Source organism: Paenisporosarcina sp. (assembly GCF_049671445.1).
Taxonomy (GTDB): Bacteria; Bacillota; Bacilli; order Bacillales_A; family Planococcaceae; genus Paenisporosarcina.
Genome location: NZ_JBATUX010000008.1, coordinates 1 through 18774, shown reverse-complemented (window position 1 = coordinate 18774; position 18774 = coordinate 1). Strand labels below are relative to the sequence as shown.

Annotated in this window: 24 protein-coding genes; 1 reads left to right on the top strand and 23 read right to left on the bottom strand. The window is 39.8% G+C overall.

What is annotated here, in order from left to right; genetic code table 11:
* Positions 1-580: 580 nt before the first annotated feature.
* Positions 581-772, bottom strand: a complete 192-nt coding sequence (locus WBG45_RS00480) for a hypothetical protein (RefSeq protein ID WP_424411836.1) — start codon at positions 770-772, stop codon at positions 581-583.
* A 26-nt stretch (positions 773-798) separates the two neighbouring features.
* The gene (locus WBG45_RS00475; protein WP_424411835.1) at positions 799-1218 is read right to left on the bottom strand and encodes a single-stranded DNA-binding protein; all 420 of its coding nucleotides are present in this window, start codon (positions 1216-1218) and stop codon (positions 799-801) included.
* A 264-nt stretch (positions 1219-1482) separates the two neighbouring features.
* Here WBG45_RS00475 and WBG45_RS00470 point away from each other — a divergent pair, with 264 nt between their 5' ends.
* Positions 1483-1920, top strand: coding sequence for a YwpF family protein (locus WBG45_RS00470; RefSeq protein WP_424411834.1), 438 nt, complete (start codon positions 1483-1485; stop codon positions 1918-1920).
* Positions 1921-2091: 171 nt separating this feature from the next.
* Here WBG45_RS00470 and WBG45_RS00465 read toward each other — a convergent pair whose 3' ends face one another.
* The 21 genes from WBG45_RS00465 to upp form a co-directional block, all read right to left on the bottom strand.
* Complete coding sequence (locus WBG45_RS00465; protein WP_424411833.1) at positions 2092-2376, bottom strand: hypothetical protein; 285 nt, start codon at positions 2374-2376, stop codon at positions 2092-2094.
* Positions 2377-2607: 231 nt separating this feature from the next.
* Entirely contained in the window at positions 2608-3051 is a 444-nt protein-coding gene (gene fabZ / locus WBG45_RS00460; RefSeq protein ID WP_424411863.1) for a 3-hydroxyacyl-ACP dehydratase FabZ, read from the bottom strand.
* A gap of 49 nt (positions 3052-3100) precedes the next feature.
* Entirely contained in the window at positions 3101-3391 is a 291-nt protein-coding gene (locus WBG45_RS00455; RefSeq protein WP_424411832.1) for a DNA-directed RNA polymerase subunit beta, read from the bottom strand.
* A 54-nt stretch (positions 3392-3445) separates the two neighbouring features.
* Complete coding sequence (locus WBG45_RS00450) at positions 3446-4438, bottom strand: rod shape-determining protein (RefSeq protein ID WP_424411862.1); 993 nt, start codon at positions 4436-4438, stop codon at positions 3446-3448.
* 142 nt (positions 4439-4580) lie between these two features.
* On the bottom strand, positions 4581-4853 hold the full coding sequence (locus tag WBG45_RS00445) for a sporulation transcriptional regulator SpoIIID (protein ID WP_024535539.1): 273 nt from the start codon (positions 4851-4853) through the stop codon (positions 4581-4583).
* A gap of 55 nt (positions 4854-4908) precedes the next feature.
* Positions 4909-5568 (bottom strand): peptidoglycan DD-metalloendopeptidase family protein, encoded by a 660-nt coding sequence (locus WBG45_RS00440; protein ID WP_424411831.1) that lies wholly within the window; start codon positions 5566-5568, stop codon positions 4909-4911.
* Between the two features lie 34 nt (positions 5569-5602).
* Positions 5603-6520 carry a stage II sporulation protein D gene (gene spoIID, locus WBG45_RS00435; RefSeq protein WP_424411830.1) on the bottom strand — a complete coding sequence of 306 codons (918 nt, stop codon included), beginning with the start codon at positions 6518-6520 and terminating at the stop codon, positions 5603-5605.
* A gap of 654 nt (positions 6521-7174) precedes the next feature.
* Positions 7175-8473 carry a UDP-N-acetylglucosamine 1-carboxyvinyltransferase gene (gene murA / locus WBG45_RS00430; RefSeq protein WP_424411829.1) on the bottom strand — a complete coding sequence of 433 codons (1299 nt, stop codon included), beginning with the start codon at positions 8471-8473 and terminating at the stop codon, positions 7175-7177.
* Between the two features lie 369 nt (positions 8474-8842).
* Positions 8843-9079 carry a DUF1146 family protein gene (locus WBG45_RS00425; RefSeq protein WP_424411828.1) on the bottom strand — a complete coding sequence of 79 codons (237 nt, stop codon included), beginning with the start codon at positions 9077-9079 and terminating at the stop codon, positions 8843-8845.
* Between the two features lie 224 nt (positions 9080-9303).
* Positions 9304-9711 carry a F0F1 ATP synthase subunit epsilon gene (locus WBG45_RS00420; protein WP_024535544.1) on the bottom strand — a complete coding sequence of 136 codons (408 nt, stop codon included), beginning with the start codon at positions 9709-9711 and terminating at the stop codon, positions 9304-9306.
* 24 nt (positions 9712-9735) lie between these two features.
* The gene (gene atpD / locus WBG45_RS00415) at positions 9736-11151 is read right to left on the bottom strand and encodes a F0F1 ATP synthase subunit beta (RefSeq protein WP_424411827.1); all 1416 of its coding nucleotides are present in this window, start codon (positions 11149-11151) and stop codon (positions 9736-9738) included.
* Positions 11152-11180: 29 nt separating this feature from the next.
* The gene (atpG, locus tag WBG45_RS00410) at positions 11181-12038 is read right to left on the bottom strand and encodes an ATP synthase F1 subunit gamma (RefSeq protein WP_424411826.1); all 858 of its coding nucleotides are present in this window, start codon (positions 12036-12038) and stop codon (positions 11181-11183) included.
* A 42-nt stretch (positions 12039-12080) separates the two neighbouring features.
* Positions 12081-13589, bottom strand: coding sequence for a F0F1 ATP synthase subunit alpha (atpA, locus tag WBG45_RS00405; RefSeq protein WP_024535547.1), 1509 nt, complete (start codon positions 13587-13589; stop codon positions 12081-12083).
* A 27-nt stretch (positions 13590-13616) separates the two neighbouring features.
* Entirely contained in the window at positions 13617-14153 is a 537-nt protein-coding gene (locus WBG45_RS00400) for a F0F1 ATP synthase subunit delta (protein WP_424411825.1), read from the bottom strand.
* The gene (gene atpF / locus WBG45_RS00395) at positions 14150-14683 is read right to left on the bottom strand and encodes a F0F1 ATP synthase subunit B (RefSeq protein ID WP_424411824.1); all 534 of its coding nucleotides are present in this window, start codon (positions 14681-14683) and stop codon (positions 14150-14152) included. Before atpF ends, WBG45_RS00400 begins: the two co-directional genes overlap by 4 nt.
* Before the next feature lie 152 nt (positions 14684-14835).
* Positions 14836-15060 (bottom strand): F0F1 ATP synthase subunit C, encoded by a 225-nt coding sequence (gene atpE, locus WBG45_RS00390; protein WP_024535550.1) that lies wholly within the window; start codon positions 15058-15060, stop codon positions 14836-14838.
* Between the two features lie 65 nt (positions 15061-15125).
* Positions 15126-15836, bottom strand: coding sequence for a F0F1 ATP synthase subunit A (gene atpB / locus WBG45_RS00385; RefSeq protein WP_024535551.1), 711 nt, complete (start codon positions 15834-15836; stop codon positions 15126-15128).
* A 29-nt stretch (positions 15837-15865) separates the two neighbouring features.
* Positions 15866-16237: an ATP synthase subunit I gene (locus WBG45_RS00380; RefSeq protein WP_024535552.1), complete on the bottom strand. Its 372-nt coding sequence runs from the start codon at positions 16235-16237 to the stop codon at positions 15866-15868.
* Between the two features lie 3 nt (positions 16238-16240).
* Positions 16241-16462, bottom strand: a complete 222-nt coding sequence (locus WBG45_RS00375; RefSeq protein WP_424411823.1) for an AtpZ/AtpI family protein — start codon at positions 16460-16462, stop codon at positions 16241-16243.
* A 355-nt stretch (positions 16463-16817) separates the two neighbouring features.
* Positions 16818-17933 carry a non-hydrolyzing UDP-N-acetylglucosamine 2-epimerase gene (gene wecB / locus WBG45_RS00370; protein WP_424411822.1) on the bottom strand — a complete coding sequence of 372 codons (1116 nt, stop codon included), beginning with the start codon at positions 17931-17933 and terminating at the stop codon, positions 16818-16820.
* A gap of 19 nt (positions 17934-17952) precedes the next feature.
* The gene (gene upp / locus WBG45_RS00365; RefSeq protein WP_424411821.1) at positions 17953-18582 is read right to left on the bottom strand and encodes a uracil phosphoribosyltransferase; all 630 of its coding nucleotides are present in this window, start codon (positions 18580-18582) and stop codon (positions 17953-17955) included.
* Between the last annotated feature and the right edge of the window lie 192 nt (positions 18583-18774).

Genomic DNA, 18774 nt, shown 5'->3' with positions numbered 1-18774 from the left:
TTGGGGTGTTCTTTATAAAAAGTGAATGCTAATCATCTGCGGGAGTTCTTTCCTCCGATGAAGAGCCGCAATTGTTCTTCAAATTGTGGCTCTCATCATCATTCTCACTCTCGCGGGGACCTGACTGCCCGTTTTTCCGCGGGGGAGTCGCATATTCCCTTCCTGTTTCAAACATTTAATTAAACTACTGTGTCAATTTCATATATGCCATTTGATGGATGATATACGAATATTTAAAGAGTATTCTTTAAATTCGTTAAGAATTTCGGTCGTTTGATTGGAGTGAAGGGCGGCGACTCCGGCGGGAAAAGTGTGTCCAGGTGTGAGCCCACAGAGAGCGTAGCGAACGAATTGTGTGCAATTCGTTTGCGACGAGTAACCGCAGGAGCATAGGTTTTTCAACGAGGAGGCACACGGACCACCCGCGGAAAGCGTCCGCCCATAACGGAAATCAACCGCATCTACGTTTAGTTATTCCAACTTCTGAGCCAATCTTATTATGACCTGCTACTCATTCTATGTACAAGACCGGTCGTGCTTCACGCGACCGGTTTTCCTCTCTTGTCAATTAATTAAAGCGTTATTTCCCCACTATTCTTAAGCTTGGTTCGGTGAGTTTATGTTCAAGTACAAGGATTCGCTCATTCAAATGGGCAATCATACGAATTAATTGTTCCATATGTAATTCCATTCGAATAAGGTGATCAGGTATCGCTTTCATATTGGGTGAATTCCTTTCTCTTGGATTTGAGAATAGTTGTATACTAACCATCGGTGCGGTCTACCGAGAAATCGACACTACACAACAGGTAATTCTTTATGCTCTTCTTCAGTGAAAATGAAATCTTCTTTTGCTTGTGATTCTTTATTCACCTGTTTTTGCTCAGAGGATTCGTCAATTCTAGGTTTCGTTTGTAAAAACTGGACCTCTTCAACAATCACTTCTGTTACGAAAACGCGATTGCCATCTTCTTTTTGATAGGATCTGGAATGTATGTGTCCATTTATCCCAACCAGTGAGCCTTTGCCGCAATACTTTACCGTGTGTTCAGCAAGCTTTCCCCATACCGTACATAATACAAAATCTGCTTCGTCTGCCTTAGCATTTTTGTAGGTACGTTGTATAGCTAAAACAAAACTTGCTTGCACTCTGCCTTCTGACAAATGTCGAAGTACCGGATTCTTTGTCATTCTCCCAATCATCCCGACTTGATTCATTTATTCACCTCCTTCTTAAGTATTGAATTTATTGTACAAAGGACTTAAATTGTATGCAAAGAGACAAAAATTCATTTTGGTCACTTTTGTGCTAGGGAAAATTCAATTTTCTATGTGCTATATTTTGACAAAAACTGCACAATCTCATTGAGCTGTAAGGTGAAACTCTATACGTCAAAATGCCGTTTTGCCTTGTTTTCAAAGATTTTTCAACTCTGTGTTATACTAGATTCAAGTAAACTTTACGGAAAGGCTGTGAGCTTATTGAAAACGTTTAAAATGTTGTCCATGACAGTAGTTCAAGGTGACCAATCCATTTCCGTTCCCCTGATAGATGGCATCATTATTAATCAGGAAAACAGCCATCGATCGTGGATTTTGGAAATGTATGTAGATAAAACTGACAGCACATTTTTTGAGCAATATAATGGATCAGGTGAATTAATCGAAGTAAAAGTCATTATTTCCTATCCTGAAAATGAGCCCGCAAGTTTCGAAGTAGTCGTTAATGCTGTGAAATCTATCGGAGATTATGTTTCCGTGTTGTTTACTGGGACGTTAAAACGCGTCAGACGTAAATATGCAGAGCAACTTCTATCAGAACTCATATCAAATGGATTATCAGGTGATGAATTAATTACTCGCTTTGAAAGAGATATGCGTAATCGACCTGAATTGAAAAAAGACTCGGCTACTGTTTAATTTCAGCAACCGAGTCTTTTTTTATTTTTTCGTACTTCAACACTTGTAGAAGTAAGTGAAAGTTTTTAGTTCGAACCGTTCGTTTACTTCCGCTTCAGAAACTTATTCGTCTCAAAGAGAACCTTGTTACAAGCGCCGATGTCGAGCTACATGGCGCTTGCACTAGTCAAATTACTGGTCTTTGTCATCAGCGTCACGAGCATCCATGTCATCTTCTAATATTTCTTCTTCTTCCGTATTTGGGTCTTTCATCATGTCTTTATCTTCTTCTAAATTTTTGTCTTCTTCGGTTGGTTCAACATTGCCATCAGGTACTACATCTTGTGTATCTTCACGCACTTCGTTTGCATCATCTTCCATTGGTGTTTCATTTGTTGGAATATCATCGTCTCCCATATTACAACCAACTAATAATAAAGCACTCATACCAAATACAATCGTTGCTTTTTTCCACATAAAAAAGTTCCCTCCTTTCTCTAATCATTCACCACACTTCGTGTGATTCATGGTAGGTTGCCCGAGAAAGGAAGGAACTATTTATGCTTTTTTGATTTTCTTTTAAAAGGAATTAAACGTATGGTATTTGTGCTTTTTACGCATAATTACCTTGAGAATAAATTTTTTGGTGAACAAAATCATCACTGTGAAAGTTAGTATTCCCGATGCTTTAGTTTTTATTGTTGGTAATTAAATTGTTTTTTCAACGATTGGTCCTAGTGCAAATAAAATATCTGTTTCGCATGCGATTTCGCCGTCTACCGTCGCGATGGCATGTCCTTTGCCCATTGCTCCACGTATTTTAACAAACTCAACTTCTAACCGAAGTTGGTCACCCGGCACTACTTGACGCTTAAATCGACAGTTGTCAACACCCGTTAAGAAAGCAAGACGACCTTTGTTTTCGTCTTTATTTAATAAAGCCACTCCACCCACTTGCGCCAATGCTTCGATAATTAACACACCAGGCATTACTGGATAGCCAGGGAAATGTCCATTGAAATAATCCTCGTTAATGGAGACGTTTTTCAACCCAACTGCTCGTTTCCCATCTTCAATTTCAATAATTCGATCAACAAGTAAAAATGGGTAACGATGTGGTAAAATCTCTTGAATTTGCTGTGCTGATAATATCACGTTAATTTCCTCTTTTCATAAAAAATGCATTAAAATGCACTCAGATTTACGATTGTTTACCGTTTAAGATATCCAAAATATGTTGCCACGTCTCCCATTTTAGAGCGTCTTTTGGATTACCGTCACCGACGTATCCATAACCAATTGTTAAACCAGCTGCAATTGCGCCAACAACAAGAGTTGAAACTAGGATGATGCGAAGCCATATCGGGAAAAGACGGATTTGAACCCACCAAGTTTTCTTATTTTCCTTAGTCTCAGCTTTTTCAGCTTTATGCTGTTTTCGCTTTAAAGATGCTGTGGTATTCAGTTGTTCGTCTTTTACTTCGTTCGTCATGCGTCGCTCTCCTTATCTTGTATCAATTGTGCATAGTAGTTGTGCTGTCTTTTATTATCGATTTGATGCTTTTCCGATGTTATTAAGCATCATGCCTGTTCCAATGGCTACACAATCCATTGGATGCTCAGCAACTAATACTGGTACTTTAAGAGCATCTGCTAGCAACGAATCAATTCCATGCATCAAAGCGCCACCACCAGTTAAGATTACTCCGCGATCAATAATGTCAGCTGACAATTCAGGTGGTGTGCTTTCTAACACATTTCTAGCTGCCTGGATAATCAACGCAATAGACTCGCGTAAACATTTTTCAATTTCTTCAGAACGGATTGTAATGGTGCGTGGTAGACCTGTTAACATGTCACGACCACGAATGTCCATTTCTTCATTCCGTCCTCCTGCAAAAACGGTACCTATCTGTATTTTAATATTTTCAGATGTACGTTCACCAATTAAAAGTTTATATTCTTTTTTTATGTATTGTAAAATATCATTATCAAATACATCTCCAGCTACTTTAATTGACTCAGCTGTAACAATGTCACCCATCGAAAGAACCGCAATATCAGTTGTTCCTCCACCAATGTCTACGACCATATTACCGCTTGGTTGGAAAATATCCATGCCAGCGCCAATTGCAGCTACTTTTGGCTCTTCTTCTAAATAAACTTTCTTGCCTCCAGATTTTTCAGCAGCTTCACGTATCGCTTTTTGCTCTACACTCGTAATATTTGTTGGACAACAAATGAGAATTCGAGGCTTAGAGAAAAATCCTTTGACATCTATTTTATTAATAAAGTGTTTTAACATAGCTTCAGTCACATCAAAATCAGCGATGACTCCGTCTTTAAGTGGACGAATAGCCACAATATTTCCAGGAGTTCTCCCTACCATTTGTCTTGCTTCTTCTCCTACTGCTAAAACTCGTTTCGTTTTTCTATCCATTGCCACGACTGACGGCTCGTTTAATACAATTCCTTTGCCTTTAACATGTATTAAAACATTTGCCGTTCCAAGATCAATTCCAATATCCTTAGCAAACATGAACACCTTGTTTCCCCTTCCCGCATTTTCCCTAATATTTTGACGTTCTTTTTTTATCTCTACTAACTGACTATTCTATCATAGAGAACTAGCAATTACATCCTTTTTTCACAGACAAAAAAACGTTATGACGAGTCTTTCGTCATAACGTTTTTTCTGATTTTTCTTCCTTTTGTTTCCACATCTGTTTAGTTGCTTCCCCGCCTCGAATATGTCGAATCGACTTATGATAAGCAAGGATTTCACTAACTTCTTTGGCCAGTGCTTCATTCACTAGTTTTAGGCGTTCTGTTAAATCTTTGTGCACCGTACTTTTCGAGTAACCTGATTTCTTTGCAACGGCGCGTACTGTTAAACCCGTTTCATGGACCAATTCACCAAGCTCTAGGCAACGTTTCCGGATCTGTTCGTGCAAGACCGCATCCTTCCGTACAGAACGTTTCCTATACCGTATGCTTTAAACTTGGGACTTAGAACGCTAAATAGTTACGTGGGTTAACTGCTTCCCCATTTTCAAATACTTCAAACTGTAAATGAATACCCGCTGTAGGGTTAAAATCATTTTCTGTTGTAGACCCAAGTACTTGACCTTGTGGGACTTTATCTCCCACTTTAACTGAAATTTCTTTCACTGAGCGATAACGAGTTACAAGACCATCTTCATGTTCAAGAACTACTTCATCCCCAAGGAATGGATCGATATTTACTTCTTTTACTGTCCCAGTCATTGCAGCTAAGACTTCAAAAGGTTCACCATCAATTGCAATAGCTACTCCGTTATTCGTTTCATACGTTTGATTGAATACAAGAAGAGAATTTTCTTGTGACTCTTCCGTAGCATTCACATCATAGAAATCATTTAAAATTGCCATGTGATCTAGCATTGCTTCGTCGAACGGGAATTTCATGGTTTCCTTTTGAGCATTTACTGCAATTTCTTTTCCGCTACCGTCAGCTTCAGTTTTAGGACCTTTTGCGACGTCACTATCCGTGCCAATAAACGCGTTATAACCCCAAATCATGCCGACAAATAATAGCGAAAATCCTACGTAAATAGCCGGCCACAGCCACGTTTGTTTTTTTCTAGATTTTTTTGGTAGAGAAGGATTATTAGATTTTTCCTCTCGCATATTCATCACCTCTGTTGCTAGTGTTGTCAGCGATTTAAGGTTTTAAACATGCAGTTTGAATAGATTGGAAATTTTTTATTTCTGTTTTCGGATAATAGTGCTTTAAAATGTCTTCCGCTTTGCGCCCCTCCTGCGCCATCGCGTTTGCTCCGTATTGACTCATCCCTACCCCATGCCCGTATCCTTTCGTTGATACGGTGATTAAATTAGGATTAGATGCATCAATGTTAAAGTCCGTTGATGGGAGCCCCAAGATGTCCCGAATCTCACGGCCAGTCCATTCGTGTTTTACCGTACTCACTTCTTGAATTCGCTGTGATTCATTAGGTTTTAAGGACAATTTGTTGAAATGTTCGGCTGTCCAATTGAAACCAAATGCGTCATTCCATTCTTTAAGTGTAAATGTTTTTGTTTGGCTAAACTTAGGCGAAGTAATATCACCTATACTGTCGGTCGTCACTAAATAAGGAATTTTGTTTCCGCTATAGCCTTCTGCGCTTTCCGTCTTGCCATTACTCGTCGAGAAGAACATAGCTGTAATGAGCTCATCGTTATAGGTGAGAATTTGAGAGGCTGTTTCTGTGACTGCTTGGGCGATGTTTGCTGGAGGTATGCGTTCGCTTTCAGAAATGAACGCCTGGTGTGAGGTAGTTGGTTTAATAGAAGTTGCTCCAAAATTAGTGGTCTTCAGTGCAAATGTTCGAGCTGCAACTGCTTGTGCTTTTAAAGCCTCTAAATTGAACGTAGACGGCATTTCTGCTTGAACGACACCTTTGATGTATTCTTCTATCGGCAGTGGCTCAGCAAGCCCCTCGACGCGAATCATGATCGGTTCACAGGCGATTGCGACTTCAGGCGTAGACTCTTGCTCTTTTTGAGGTAATTTCTTGATTAACTGCAGTGGCAGGAGAAATAAAGAGAGACATATGATTATAGTGGCTAAGTATCTCATGAAGGAATATATGTATTAAGAGAGCAATATATGAAAAGTGTTTATCATGGTAATCTTTTTATAAAGATAGAATGCGTTATATGAAAGTAGGTTTTCAAACCATAATCTAATGATAAAAAATTGGACTTGTGACTGCGGTCAGCGCCAAACTTTGTTTCTTTACACATGGTATGCATCACTCGCGCCCTTGCAACCTGAAGCTCACAGTTACAATCCTTTGCTTTACTAGAGAATCGATTCTTTCTTTATGTAGATATTCGGCCGAAGATGACATTTCGACCTCTTCTTGCTTAATTTATTTAAACCACTTTTTAAAGTTAGTAGTGACACTTACTATAAAAAGTGGTTGATGTAGAAAATCCCGTTTTACATTCTTCCGATAAATCTCAGTCTGACTTTTTGAGGTTGACGTCTGAAAAAATAGCGTTGACGTCTGAAAAAAGCAGCTCCACGTCTGAAAAATTGGCTCTGACGTCTGAAAAACATTAGTAGCACAAAATTTTGGGTTATACGCAGACACAGCAAGTTTCCAGGTCGCTTCCGACACATCCTCTGCTAAAGCTTGGTCTAAGGAAAATCTCAAACAAATTTCAACAAAAAAAACCGACATCTGGGTATAAGATGTCGGTTTTTGCATAGTATAGGATAAGTGAATTAAACGGTTTGCATAGATTTTTCATCAGAAGATTCAGTGTTAACACGTTCAATATCTGCACCAAGTGATGCTAATTTCAAGTGGAAGTTCACGTAACCGCGATCTAAGTGATAAAGTTCAGTTACACGAGTTACTCCTTCAGAAGCTAAACCAGCTAAAATTAATGCCGCAGCTGCGCGTAAGTCAGTTGCTGCCACTTCTGCACCTTGTAAATCTGATGGACCTTCCATAATTACAGAACGACCTTCTATTTTAACATTACCGTTCATGCGGCGGAATTCTTCCACGTGCATAAAACGATTTTCAAATACAGTTTCAGTAAGCATACCATTGCCAGTTGCCGTTAACATTAATGCCATCATTTGAGATTGCATGTCAGTAGGGAAACCTGGGTGAGGCATTGTTTTAATATCAACGGATTTTAATGTTTCAGTTGCACGGATTCTCAGGCCGTCTTCTTCTTCATTAATTTGAACACCCATCTCTTCCATTTTAGCAATTAGTGCTGTCATATGTTCAGGGATAGCGTTCGTAATTGTAATGTCACCTTTTGTAATTGCAGCAGCTACCATGAATGTACCTGCTTCAATACGGTCAGGGATAATATGGTGAAGTGTACCTTCAAGTTCAAGTACACCTTCAATGCGCATCGTGTCAGTACCAGCTCCTGTTACACGTCCACCCATTTCATTAATGAAGTTAGCTAAGTCAACAATTTCAGGCTCTTTAGCTGCGTTTTCAATGATAGTTACACCATCAGCTAATGCTGCAGCCGTCATGATGTTTTCAGTAGCACCTACGCTTGGGAAATCCAAATAAATTTTAGCACCCTTAAGGCGACCTTGAGTTTTTGCCTCTACGAATCCATGACCAAATGAAATCTCAGCACCCATTGCTTCAAAACCTTTTAGATGCAACTCGATTGGACGGGAACCGATTGCACAACCACCAGGAAGCGCAACTCGAGCAAAACCATTACGAGCTAAAATTGGACCCATAACTAAGATCGACGCACGCATTTTACGTACATATTCAAATTGAGCTTCATTTAATAAAGTTTCAGATGAATCGATAATCACTTCATTGCGTTCCGGGTAATATTCTACTTTAGCACCTAAACTCTTTAACACTTCATTTATCGTATAAACATCAGCTAAATTCGCAACGTCGCGAATAATATTTTTTCCTTTTGAAGCTAAAAGAGCTCCTGCCAAAACTGGCAATACCGCGTTTTTAGCACCCTCTACTCTTACTTTACCTGTTAACTTGTGGCCGCCTTTTACAACTATCTTTTCCAATGATTGACCCTCCATGTTCTTTTAAATTAATTTTATATATTTATCTGTCGATTTAACTCGTATGATGTCATTATTTAGGAATGAAAACATTTCTCATATTACAGTCATTTTGTGATTAACACAAGTATCGATACATTCATTTTTTTAAATAAAAATCGACAAGAAACTGTCTTATATGATACGTAAGTCACGAGTTCTTTGTGTCGGTCATATTGAAACTCTTTTTTATTTTAAATGAATCTATTAATTTGTTCCCTATAATTATAGTTTGAAACATCCTTCGACAATATTATTTCCCGGGGAATACAAATTTCTCTCCATGGCCATAGTTATGAACTGGTTCATCTTTATGGACATAAAGAGAACATGCTACGTAAATAGGTATGGTAATTGTCTTGACCAGCTCGACATTGACAGGAAAAAGTCAGAAACAGTCGTACCTATGGCAATACTTAAAAGGATATATAAAAGTTGGACTTGAAAAACATGATGTTTTTTGACGATTTTTTCTATCATAACTGCTCGCAGTGCAAAGAATGTAATTCCGATAAAAAATGCATGCGACAAAACACCAAGAATTGCTTGTTGACCGATTTCATTATACATATCGATGAACTCCCTTTAATTAAGTTGGTTGAATTTCAATTCAATAGAGATATAACTACAGTTTTGATTTTGGTCATGTATTATGGTTTGTTTCCACTTTAATCTTGATAACCGCCCATATCTTTTACAAGGACTTCATCAATTTTCAGTTGCCATTCTTGAGCTCTCCGTAAGCCATAAAAAAACGAGTCGAAGAGAAGATTCTCCTCGACTCGTTTGTTTTTTTAGATGTTACCCTCATAAACGTTGATACGATTCATTGCGCGTTTCAATGATAGTTCCGCGCGGGTGAAATCGACGTCGTCTTTTTTTGATAAGTTCAGACGTTCTTCAGCACGTTTCACTGCTTCTTTTGCACGGTTTACATCGATGGTAGATGATACTTCAGCTGCTTGAGCTAAGATCGATACTTGGTCAGGTCGGATTTCAAGGAAACCGCCGCTTACAGCAACGATATCTGTTTGTCCGTCTTTTTTCAAACGAATGGCACCCACTTGTAGTGGAGCAACCATTGGAATATGTCCAGGTAACACACCGATTTCACCAGTTGCAGTATTAGCAATGATCATGTTGACTTCTGAATCGTATACCGGGCCGTCGGGAGTGACAATATTGACTTTGATGGTCTTCATTTTTTCCCCTCCTGGTCCCTGTAATTAAACTTCAACGCCCATGCTTTTCGCTTTTGCAATAACTTCTTCAATGCGTCCAACTAAACGGAAAGCATCTTCAGGTAAGTGGTCATACTTACCTTCAAGGATTTCTTTGAATCCTTTAACAGTTTCCTTAACAGGAACGTATGAACCTTTTTGACCTGTGAATTGCTCAGCTACGTGGAAGTTTTGAGATAAGTAGAACTGAATACGACGTGCACGGTTAACCGTTTGCTTGTCTTCATCAGATAACTCATCCATACCAAGAATCGCAATGATATCTTGAAGTTCTTTGTAACGTTGTAAAGTTGATTGTACTTGACGAGCTAACTGGTAGTGTTCTTCGCCAACAATTTCAGGTGTCAAAGCACGTGAAGTTGAAGCCAAAGGATCTACTGCTGGGTAAATACCCATTTCAGATAATTTACGCTCTAAGTTTGTTGTTGCGTCTAAGTGAGCAAATGTTGTTGCTGGAGCTGGATCCGTATAGTCATCGGCAGGTACATAAATCGCTTGGATAGATGTAACTGAACCGGCGTTTGTAGACGTGATACGCTCTTGCAATTGACCCATTTCAGTAGCAAGTGTTGGTTGGTAACCAACGGCTGAAGGCATACGACCTAGAAGGGCTGATACCTCAGAACCTGCTTGAGTGAAACGGAAGATATTATCGATGAACAATAGTACGTCTGCACCTTGATCATCACGGAAATACTCAGCCATTGTTAAACCAGTCAAGGCAACACGCATACGTGCACCAGGCGGCTCGTTCATTTGACCGAATACCATTGCTGTTTTCTTGATTACGCCAGAATCGCTCATCTCGTGGAATAAGTCATTTCCTTCACGCGTACGCTCTCCAACACCTGCGAATACTGAGATACCGCCGTGCTCTTGTGCAATGTTGTTGATTAATTCTTGAATTAGTACAGTTTTACCTACACCTGCACCACCGAAGAGACCGATTTTACCACCTTTGATGTAAGGAGCTAATAAATCTACTACTTTGATACCTGTTTCAAGAATTTCAACTTCTGTTGAAAGGTTTTCGAAAGTTGGTGCTAGACGGTGAATTGGGTCACGGCGTAATTCAGCCGGGATTGATTCGCCTAAGTCAATTACTTCACCAAGAACGTTAAATACACGACCTAGAGTGATGTCACCAACTGGAACTTTAATTGCTGAACCAGCGTCTGTAACTTCCGCACCACGCATTAAACCATCCGTAGATGACATTGCTACTGTGCGGACAGAGTCGTTACCAAGGTGTAATGCTACTTCAAGAGTTAACGTTGAAGGTGCTTGGTTTGGACGTTCGATCAAAACTGTCAATGCATTGTAGATTGCTGGTAAGTGACCATTGTCAAATTTAACGTCAACAACGGGACCCATTACTTGAAGAACTTGTCCTTTGTTCATACTGTTCCCTCCTGTCTTACTTACTACTTCTATTCTAGAGCCGCTACGCCGCCAACGATTTCTGTAATTTCTTGAGTAATCGCCGCTTGACGTGCACGGTTAAATTGTAATGTTAATGCGCCTATTAATTCACTTGCGTTATCGGTTGCACTCTTCATTGCTGTCATACGTGCAGCATGTTCACTTGCTTTGCCGTCTAGTAAAGCACCGTAGATCAAGCTTTCCGCATATTGTGGAAGTAACACTTCAAGAATGGCATCGGCTGAAGGCTCGAATTCATATGAAGCAGTTGAACTTGATGGGGCGATGTCCGTTAACGGTAGCACCTTTTTCTCTGTAACGTCTTGTTGAATGGCGCTAACAAAATGGTTGTAGTACATATAAAGTTCATCATACATACCTTCTGTGAACATACCAACAGCCTTGCGCGCAATTTCCTTAATATCAGCAAATGAAGGTTGGTCTGGTAAAGCAACCATGCTTTCAATCACTGTAAGGCCACGTTTCGTGAAGAAATCACGCCCAACACGTCCAACTGCAAAGATTACAAATTCGTCATTTGATGTGTGACGCTCACGAATAGCATTCGTTACAGCACGTAAAACGTTACTGTTGTATGCACCCGCAAGTCCACGATCAGAAGTGATGACTAAGTATGCAGTTTTAGCTACAGGACGAGAAGTTAACATTGGATGTCCACTGTCTTGAGTACCTGTTGCAATTGCAGTAACGACTTCTTGAATTTTACCCATATACGGAACGAATGACTTCGCATTCAATTCAGCACGGTTCAATTTAGAAGCTGAGACCATTTGCATCGCTCTTGTAATTTGGCTCGTTTTCTTTGTTGATGTAATTCTGGTTTTTATGTCGCGTAATGATGCCACTGGTATTTCACCACCTTATCGTTTTTTATTCATCCAAAAAGATTACTCTGATTTTGCAAATGTCTTTTTAAACGCAGAGATCGCGTTTACTAAGTCTTCGTCAGCAGGAAGATCTTTTGTAGTACGGATGTGATCCAAAACGTTTGTGTGGTTTGAGTCTAACCAGCTATGCAATTCGTTTTCGAAACGAGTGATATCTTGAACTGGAATATCATCTAAGTGACCACGTGTTAGAGCGTAAAGAATAACAACTTGTTTTTCAACCTTAATCGGTTTATTCAAGGCTTGTTTCAATACTTCTACGATACGTACGCCACGGTTAAGTTTTCCTTGTGTTGCTTTATCAAGGTCAGAACCGAATTGAGAGAATGCTTCAAGTTCACGGAATGCAGCTAAGTCTAAACGTAGTGTACCCGCAACTTTTTTCATTGCTTTAATTTGAGCTGAACCACCAACACGTGATACTGAAAGACCCGCGTTGATTGCTGGACGTACACCTGAGAAGAATAAGTCAGATTGTAAGAAGATCTGTCCATCAGTAATCGAAATTACGTTTGTTGGAATATAAGCAGCGATATCGCCAGCTTGTGTTTCAACGAATGGAAGAGCTGTAATCGAACCTGCTCCAAGTGTTTCATTCAACTTCGCAGCACGCTCAAGTAAGCGGCTATGTAAGTAGAATACATCCCCTGGATATGCTTCACGACCTGGAGGACGACGAAGTAATAATGAAAGTTCGCGGTAAGCAGCAGCTTGTTTAGATAAGTCATCATAAACAACCAATACGTGCTTGCCTTCGAACATGAATTCTTCAGCCATTGTGATACCAGCATAAGGAGCTAGGTATAATAATGGAGCTGGTTGTGATGCAGAAGCTGTAACAACGATTGTGTATTCTAAAGCGCCGTTTTTACGAAGCGTTTCAACTACGTTACGTACAGTCGATTCTTTTTGTCCGATTGCTACGTAAATACAAATCATGTTTTGGTCAGCTTGGTTTAAGATTGTGTCAATAGCAACAGATGTTTTACCTGTTTGACGGTCACCGATGATTAACTCACGTTGACCACGGCCGATTGGTACTAATGCATCAATCGCTTTGATACCCGTTTGCAAAGGTTCATGAACTGATTTACGAGCCATTACCCCTTGAGCTGGGCTTTCGATTGGACGAGTTCTTGTCGTGTGGATTGGTCCTAATCCGTCAACTGGTTGTCCTAGTGGATCGACAACACGACCGATTAATTCTGGTCCAACTGGTACTTCCATAATACGGCCTGTACGACGTACTTCATCGCCTTCTTTGATGTCTGTATATGGACCAAGGATAATGATACCAACATTGTTAGCTTCCAAGTTTTGTGCCATTCCAAGTACACCAGTTGAGAACTCAACAAGTTCTCCAGCCATGACGTTATCGAGACCATGAGCACGAGCGATACCATCACCAATTGTGATAACTGTACCTACATCGCTAACTTTCATTTCAGATTGATAATTTTCAATCTGCTGCTTAATTAGAACGCTGATTTCTTCAGCTTTGATGCTCATGTATGTCACCTCTTTCATTAATTATAGTTAACTAAGTAATTGTGTCTTTAAACGATCTAGCTTCGCGCTAACGCTGCTATCGAAAATACGGTTGCCGATTTGAAGACGAATGCCACCAAGTAATGATGGATCAATTTCATTTTCAATACGTAACGTTTGTTTTCCAACTTTGTGGGCAAATGCAGACGAAATCTCTGCACGCTCATCGTCAGTCAACGGACGTGTAGAATATACTTTCGCATCAGCGATACCTTGTGCGTCGTTTGAAAGTGCTTCAAATTCAGTTGCGATTTCTACTGTTTCGTTAATACGTTTGCGGTCAACCAACAATTGAAGAATGTTTACAACAAGTGGATTGGCTTTGCCAAACAGTTCACGAATTAATTCTTTTTTACGTTCTAAAGAAAGTTTTGGAGAAGCAAGCAATGCTTGCAAATCATTATTTTCTTTAAAAACAACTTTCACTTCACGTAAATCTTCCTCTACTGAAGTTAGTTGGTTATGTTGTTGTGCAAGTTGAAATAACGCTAAGGCGTAGCGTTGCGCTGCAGTTGATTGACTCACCCTACATCGCCTGCCTTCGCAATCGTTTGTTCGATTAACGCACGGTTATCTTCCTCAGAAATTTCTTTTCCAAGAACTTTAGATGCGGCAAGAACAGATAGAGATACAACTTCTTCGCGAACTGATGCGATCGCTTTATCTTTTTCTGTTTCGATTTCACGGACAGCTGATTCTTTCAAACGGTTCGCTTCAGCACGTGCAACTGTGATGATTTCCTCACGTTGTACATCGCCCTGTTTCTTCGCGTTCTCAACAATCGCTTGTGCTTCCGTTCTCGCTTCTTTTAATAAACTACGTTGTTGTTCTAATAATTGATGTGATTCTAGGCGGCTAGCTTCAGCTGCTTCGATTTCACTCGCAATCAAATCTTCACGTTGTTTCATAACTCCCATCAAAGGACCCCAAGCAAATTTCGCAAGCAAGAGCATCAAGATGATGAAAATAATTAAAGTAGCAAAGATGTCACCTGTGTTCAAAAATTCTGGTTCATGAGCTTCAGTGGCACCTAGTACGAGATAATCCAAAAACACGATTGTTTCACTCCCTTCAAGAGCTTCATTATATGTGTGATTAATATAAGATGTTTTTCAAATCGCAAGTAAAGCAAAATGATCGTTTTTCATAAGAGAATGGCGAAGAATCGTCAAAGATAAACTCCGCCATTTCGTATATTCGCTGTTGATTAACGGTTTAAAGTGATGAACGCGATAACTGCTGCGATGATTGGAAGTGCTTCAACTAGTGCAACACCGATGAACATTGTTGTTTGAAGAACGCCACGAGCTTCTGGTTGGCGAGCGATACCTTCAACTGTTTTTGAAACGATTAATCCGTTACCAATACCTGCACCAAGTGCACCTAATCCGATTGCTATAGCTGCTGCTAATAAACCTACTGAACCTACCATAATAATAATTTCCTCCTTGGAATATATGTTTTTTGTGTTAATTGTTCAAATAAATGAACATTATATTAATGGTCTTGACTCACTTTGTGGGCCATATAAACCATCGTTAACATTACGAAGATAAACGATTGGATTGCTCCAACGAAAATCGAGAAACCTTGCCAAGCCATTGTTGGTATTATTGCACCAGCAAAGTGTAGATAACTTGCAGAGCCTAAACTTGCGAGTAAACCAAGTAGGATTTCCCCTGCATAGATGTTTCCGTAAAGACGAAGACCGAGTGTCAACGTATTTGCAAACTCTTCAATTACTTTCAAAGGTGCTAAGAAAGGAAGCGGACGTAAGAAGTCTTTTCCGTATTCTTTGATACCCTTCATTTGAATTGCGTAGAAATGAGTCAAAATAACGACCATTGTAGCAAGTGTCATAGCAACTAGCGGATCAGCAGTTGGTGATTTCCACCAAAGTTCGCCGTTTATGATGATTGAAAACGGAAGTCCTAACATGTTTGCCACGAAGATAAACATGATCAGTGTAATTCCAAGTACATGGAATCGACCACCTGTACTCCAGTCCATGTTGCTTTTGATAATGCCTTTTACGAAGTCCATAACCCACTCCATAAAGTTTTGCATACCGGTTGGTTTCATACTTAATTTACGTGTGGAGATAAAAGCAATTAAGAAAACTATGAGTGCCGTAACCGATAGCATCAAAACGTTAGATAGATTGAACGTTAGTCCAAGCCATTCAACGGTTGGATTCTCATGATGCACGATGTATTCACCTCTCTTTCACAATTTGATTAATGGTATTTCACATGGTATACAATTCTGTCTACAAGTAAGTAAACATATGGAATCATCAACCCAATGACCGTGCTAATTAAATGAAATTGTTCAGGAATGGACATAGCAACTGCAACCGCGGCGATACCTGAGGCGAACCTGAGTGCCGTGCCGAGTGACGCTACTTTCTTCCCTTCACTTAAGGAGCGGTCAAATTTCTCCAATCTTCGTACGAGGAGCCAAAAATTATACAGACCGAAAAGGCCGCCTAATGCTAAGCCAGCAAACACGGTTGGATAAGGTGTAAAACCCCAGCCTAGTGCACAAAATGCGAGCAAAAAAAATATGAGTTTCTTTTGCCTAGCGTAAACTTGCTGTAAATCTAGCATAGATTATGTATCTCCTGAGTCGTATTTTCGAATGGTCAGAATTATGGCTGTAACACCGGTAACTAGACCAATGAACAGACACAGAACTAAAAATAACGGGGTGGTGCCTATTTTGCTGTCGAGCCACATACCTGTGAAGACACCGATTAAAATAGAACCAACAAGTTGTGAGAGAATAGCCGAGTACAGAGCCATTCCTTGTAAAGGACGTCTTGTTTGACGCATGATGATCCTCACGTTTTTGCATTTTTTGTAAAACCGTGAATCTGGTAGAAGTATATTTGATAAGGTCTCAAAGCATAGTTTCCCGTTGAAAGCCCTCTCATTTATACCTTTGTAAGCATACAATAGGGCTAAAATGATGTCAATTGATTCCCGTGAAAAACTTCACAAAGTCGTACAGCTCGACATATAGTCGACAAATTTATGAACACACGGATGAGTTGGTATTAAATAGACCTGTTAATACTCCAATCCTAAGTTACTAATTTCAAAAATTTCGAATGAGTTTTTAGTTAAAATTCACTTTAAAACGTGGTGAAAATCATATAGAAAAGGACTGCCAAAGCAGTCCTAATTTCTATCTATTTAAATAAACTTTCAATGCTTCCACGATACGTCTTGATGCTTCCCCATCGCCATAAGGGTTTGATGCTTGTGACATCGTAGCGTATGTTTCTTCATTTGTAAGTAATTCTTTCGCCAAGCCATAAATTGTTTCTTCATCTGTGCCAGCTAACTTTAATGTACCAGCTGCAATTCCTTCTGGACGTTCAGTCGTATCGCGCAAAACAAGAACTGGCTTCCCTAAAGAAGGTGCTTCTTCTTGAACGCCGCCTGAATCCGTCAATATAATGAAAGAACGTGATGCGAAGTTATGGAAATCGAGTACTTCTAATGGCTCGATCAAGTGAATACGTGGATCGTTTCCAAGTACTTCATTCGCTACTTCCCTAACAGCTGGATTCATGTGAACTGGATAAACAACTTGAACATCATCATGCTCTTCAATTAATCGCTTAATCGCACGGAACATATTGCGCATTGGTTGTCCTAAATTTTCACGTCGATGTGCCGTCAATAAAATCATGCGGTCTGTACCCATTTTTTCTAATACTGGGTGTGTGTACTCATCACGTACCGTTGTTTTTAACGCGTCAATCGCAGTATTACCCGTTACCACAATACGATCTTCTGGTTTATTTTCACGACGAAGGTTCTCAGCTGACACTTCAGTTGGTGAGAAGTGAAGGTCTGCCATCACACCTGTTAATTGACGGTTCATTTCTTCTGGATACGGAGAGTACTTATTGAATGTACGAAGTCCCGCTTCCACGTGACCAACTGCAATTTGATTATAAAAAGCCGCTAAGCTTGCAATGAAAGTCGTTGTCGTATCACCGTGAACTAACACGATATCCGGTTTCGCTTCTTTCATAACAGCGTCCAAACCTTCAAGTCCTCGTGTTGTCACGTCTATTAAAGTTTGACGGTCTTTCATAATATTCAAATCGAAATCTGGTTTGATGCCGAATGTATCCAATACTTGGTCAAGCATTTGGCGATGTTGCGCCGTTACCGTCACGATTGATTCGATATCATCCGTATGTTTTTCAAGTTCTAAAACAAGTGGTGCCATTTTAATTGCTTCTGGTCGTGTACCAAAAATCGTCATTACTTTCCATTTTTTCGTCAACGTCAAAGCACTTCCTTACTTATTTGGTTCCGAACAAACGGTCACCAGCGTCACCTAGTCCAGGAACGATGTAACCATGGTCGTCCAGTTTTTCATCAAGTGCCGCAATGTAGATGTCGACATCAGGATGAGCTTCTTTAAGAATTTCTACACCTTCTGGAGCAGCGATTAAGCACATAAACTTAATGTTTTTAGCACCACGGTTTTTCAATGCGTTAATGGCAACTAGTGCAGATCCACCTGTTGCTAGCATTGGGTCAACTAATATAAAATCACGCTCTTCAACATCCGCTGGGAGCTTCACATAATATTCAATAGGTTGTAATGTTTCTGGATCACGGTATAAACCAATATGACCAACTTTAGCAGCAGGCATCAATTTCAGAATGCCGTCTACCATGCCGATTCCAGCACGTAAAATTGGCACGATACCTATTTTTTTACCAGATAAAACTTTTGCTTTCGCAGTTGTCACTGGTGTTTCTACTTCAACATCATCAAGAGGCATATCGCGTGTAATTTCAAATGCCATTAATGTAGCCACTTCGTCTACTAATTCACGAAACTCTTTTGTACCCGTTTTCTTATCTCGAATAAAAGTCAATTTATGTTGAATCAATGGATGATCAAATACAAATACTTTTCCCATTATGCTCTCTCCTTTACGTACAAACTTTATCTATTATAGCAGAAAAATCACATAACGCTCGCCTTGATACGAAATCGCACTTTTTAGAAAGTTTATACTATGTGAATGATTGGGTGTTGCTCTCTAGAGAGTTGTTTTCCCATTCATTTTGATTTATTCCCACTCACTCGGTGTTTATTCTCCTTCGCGGTC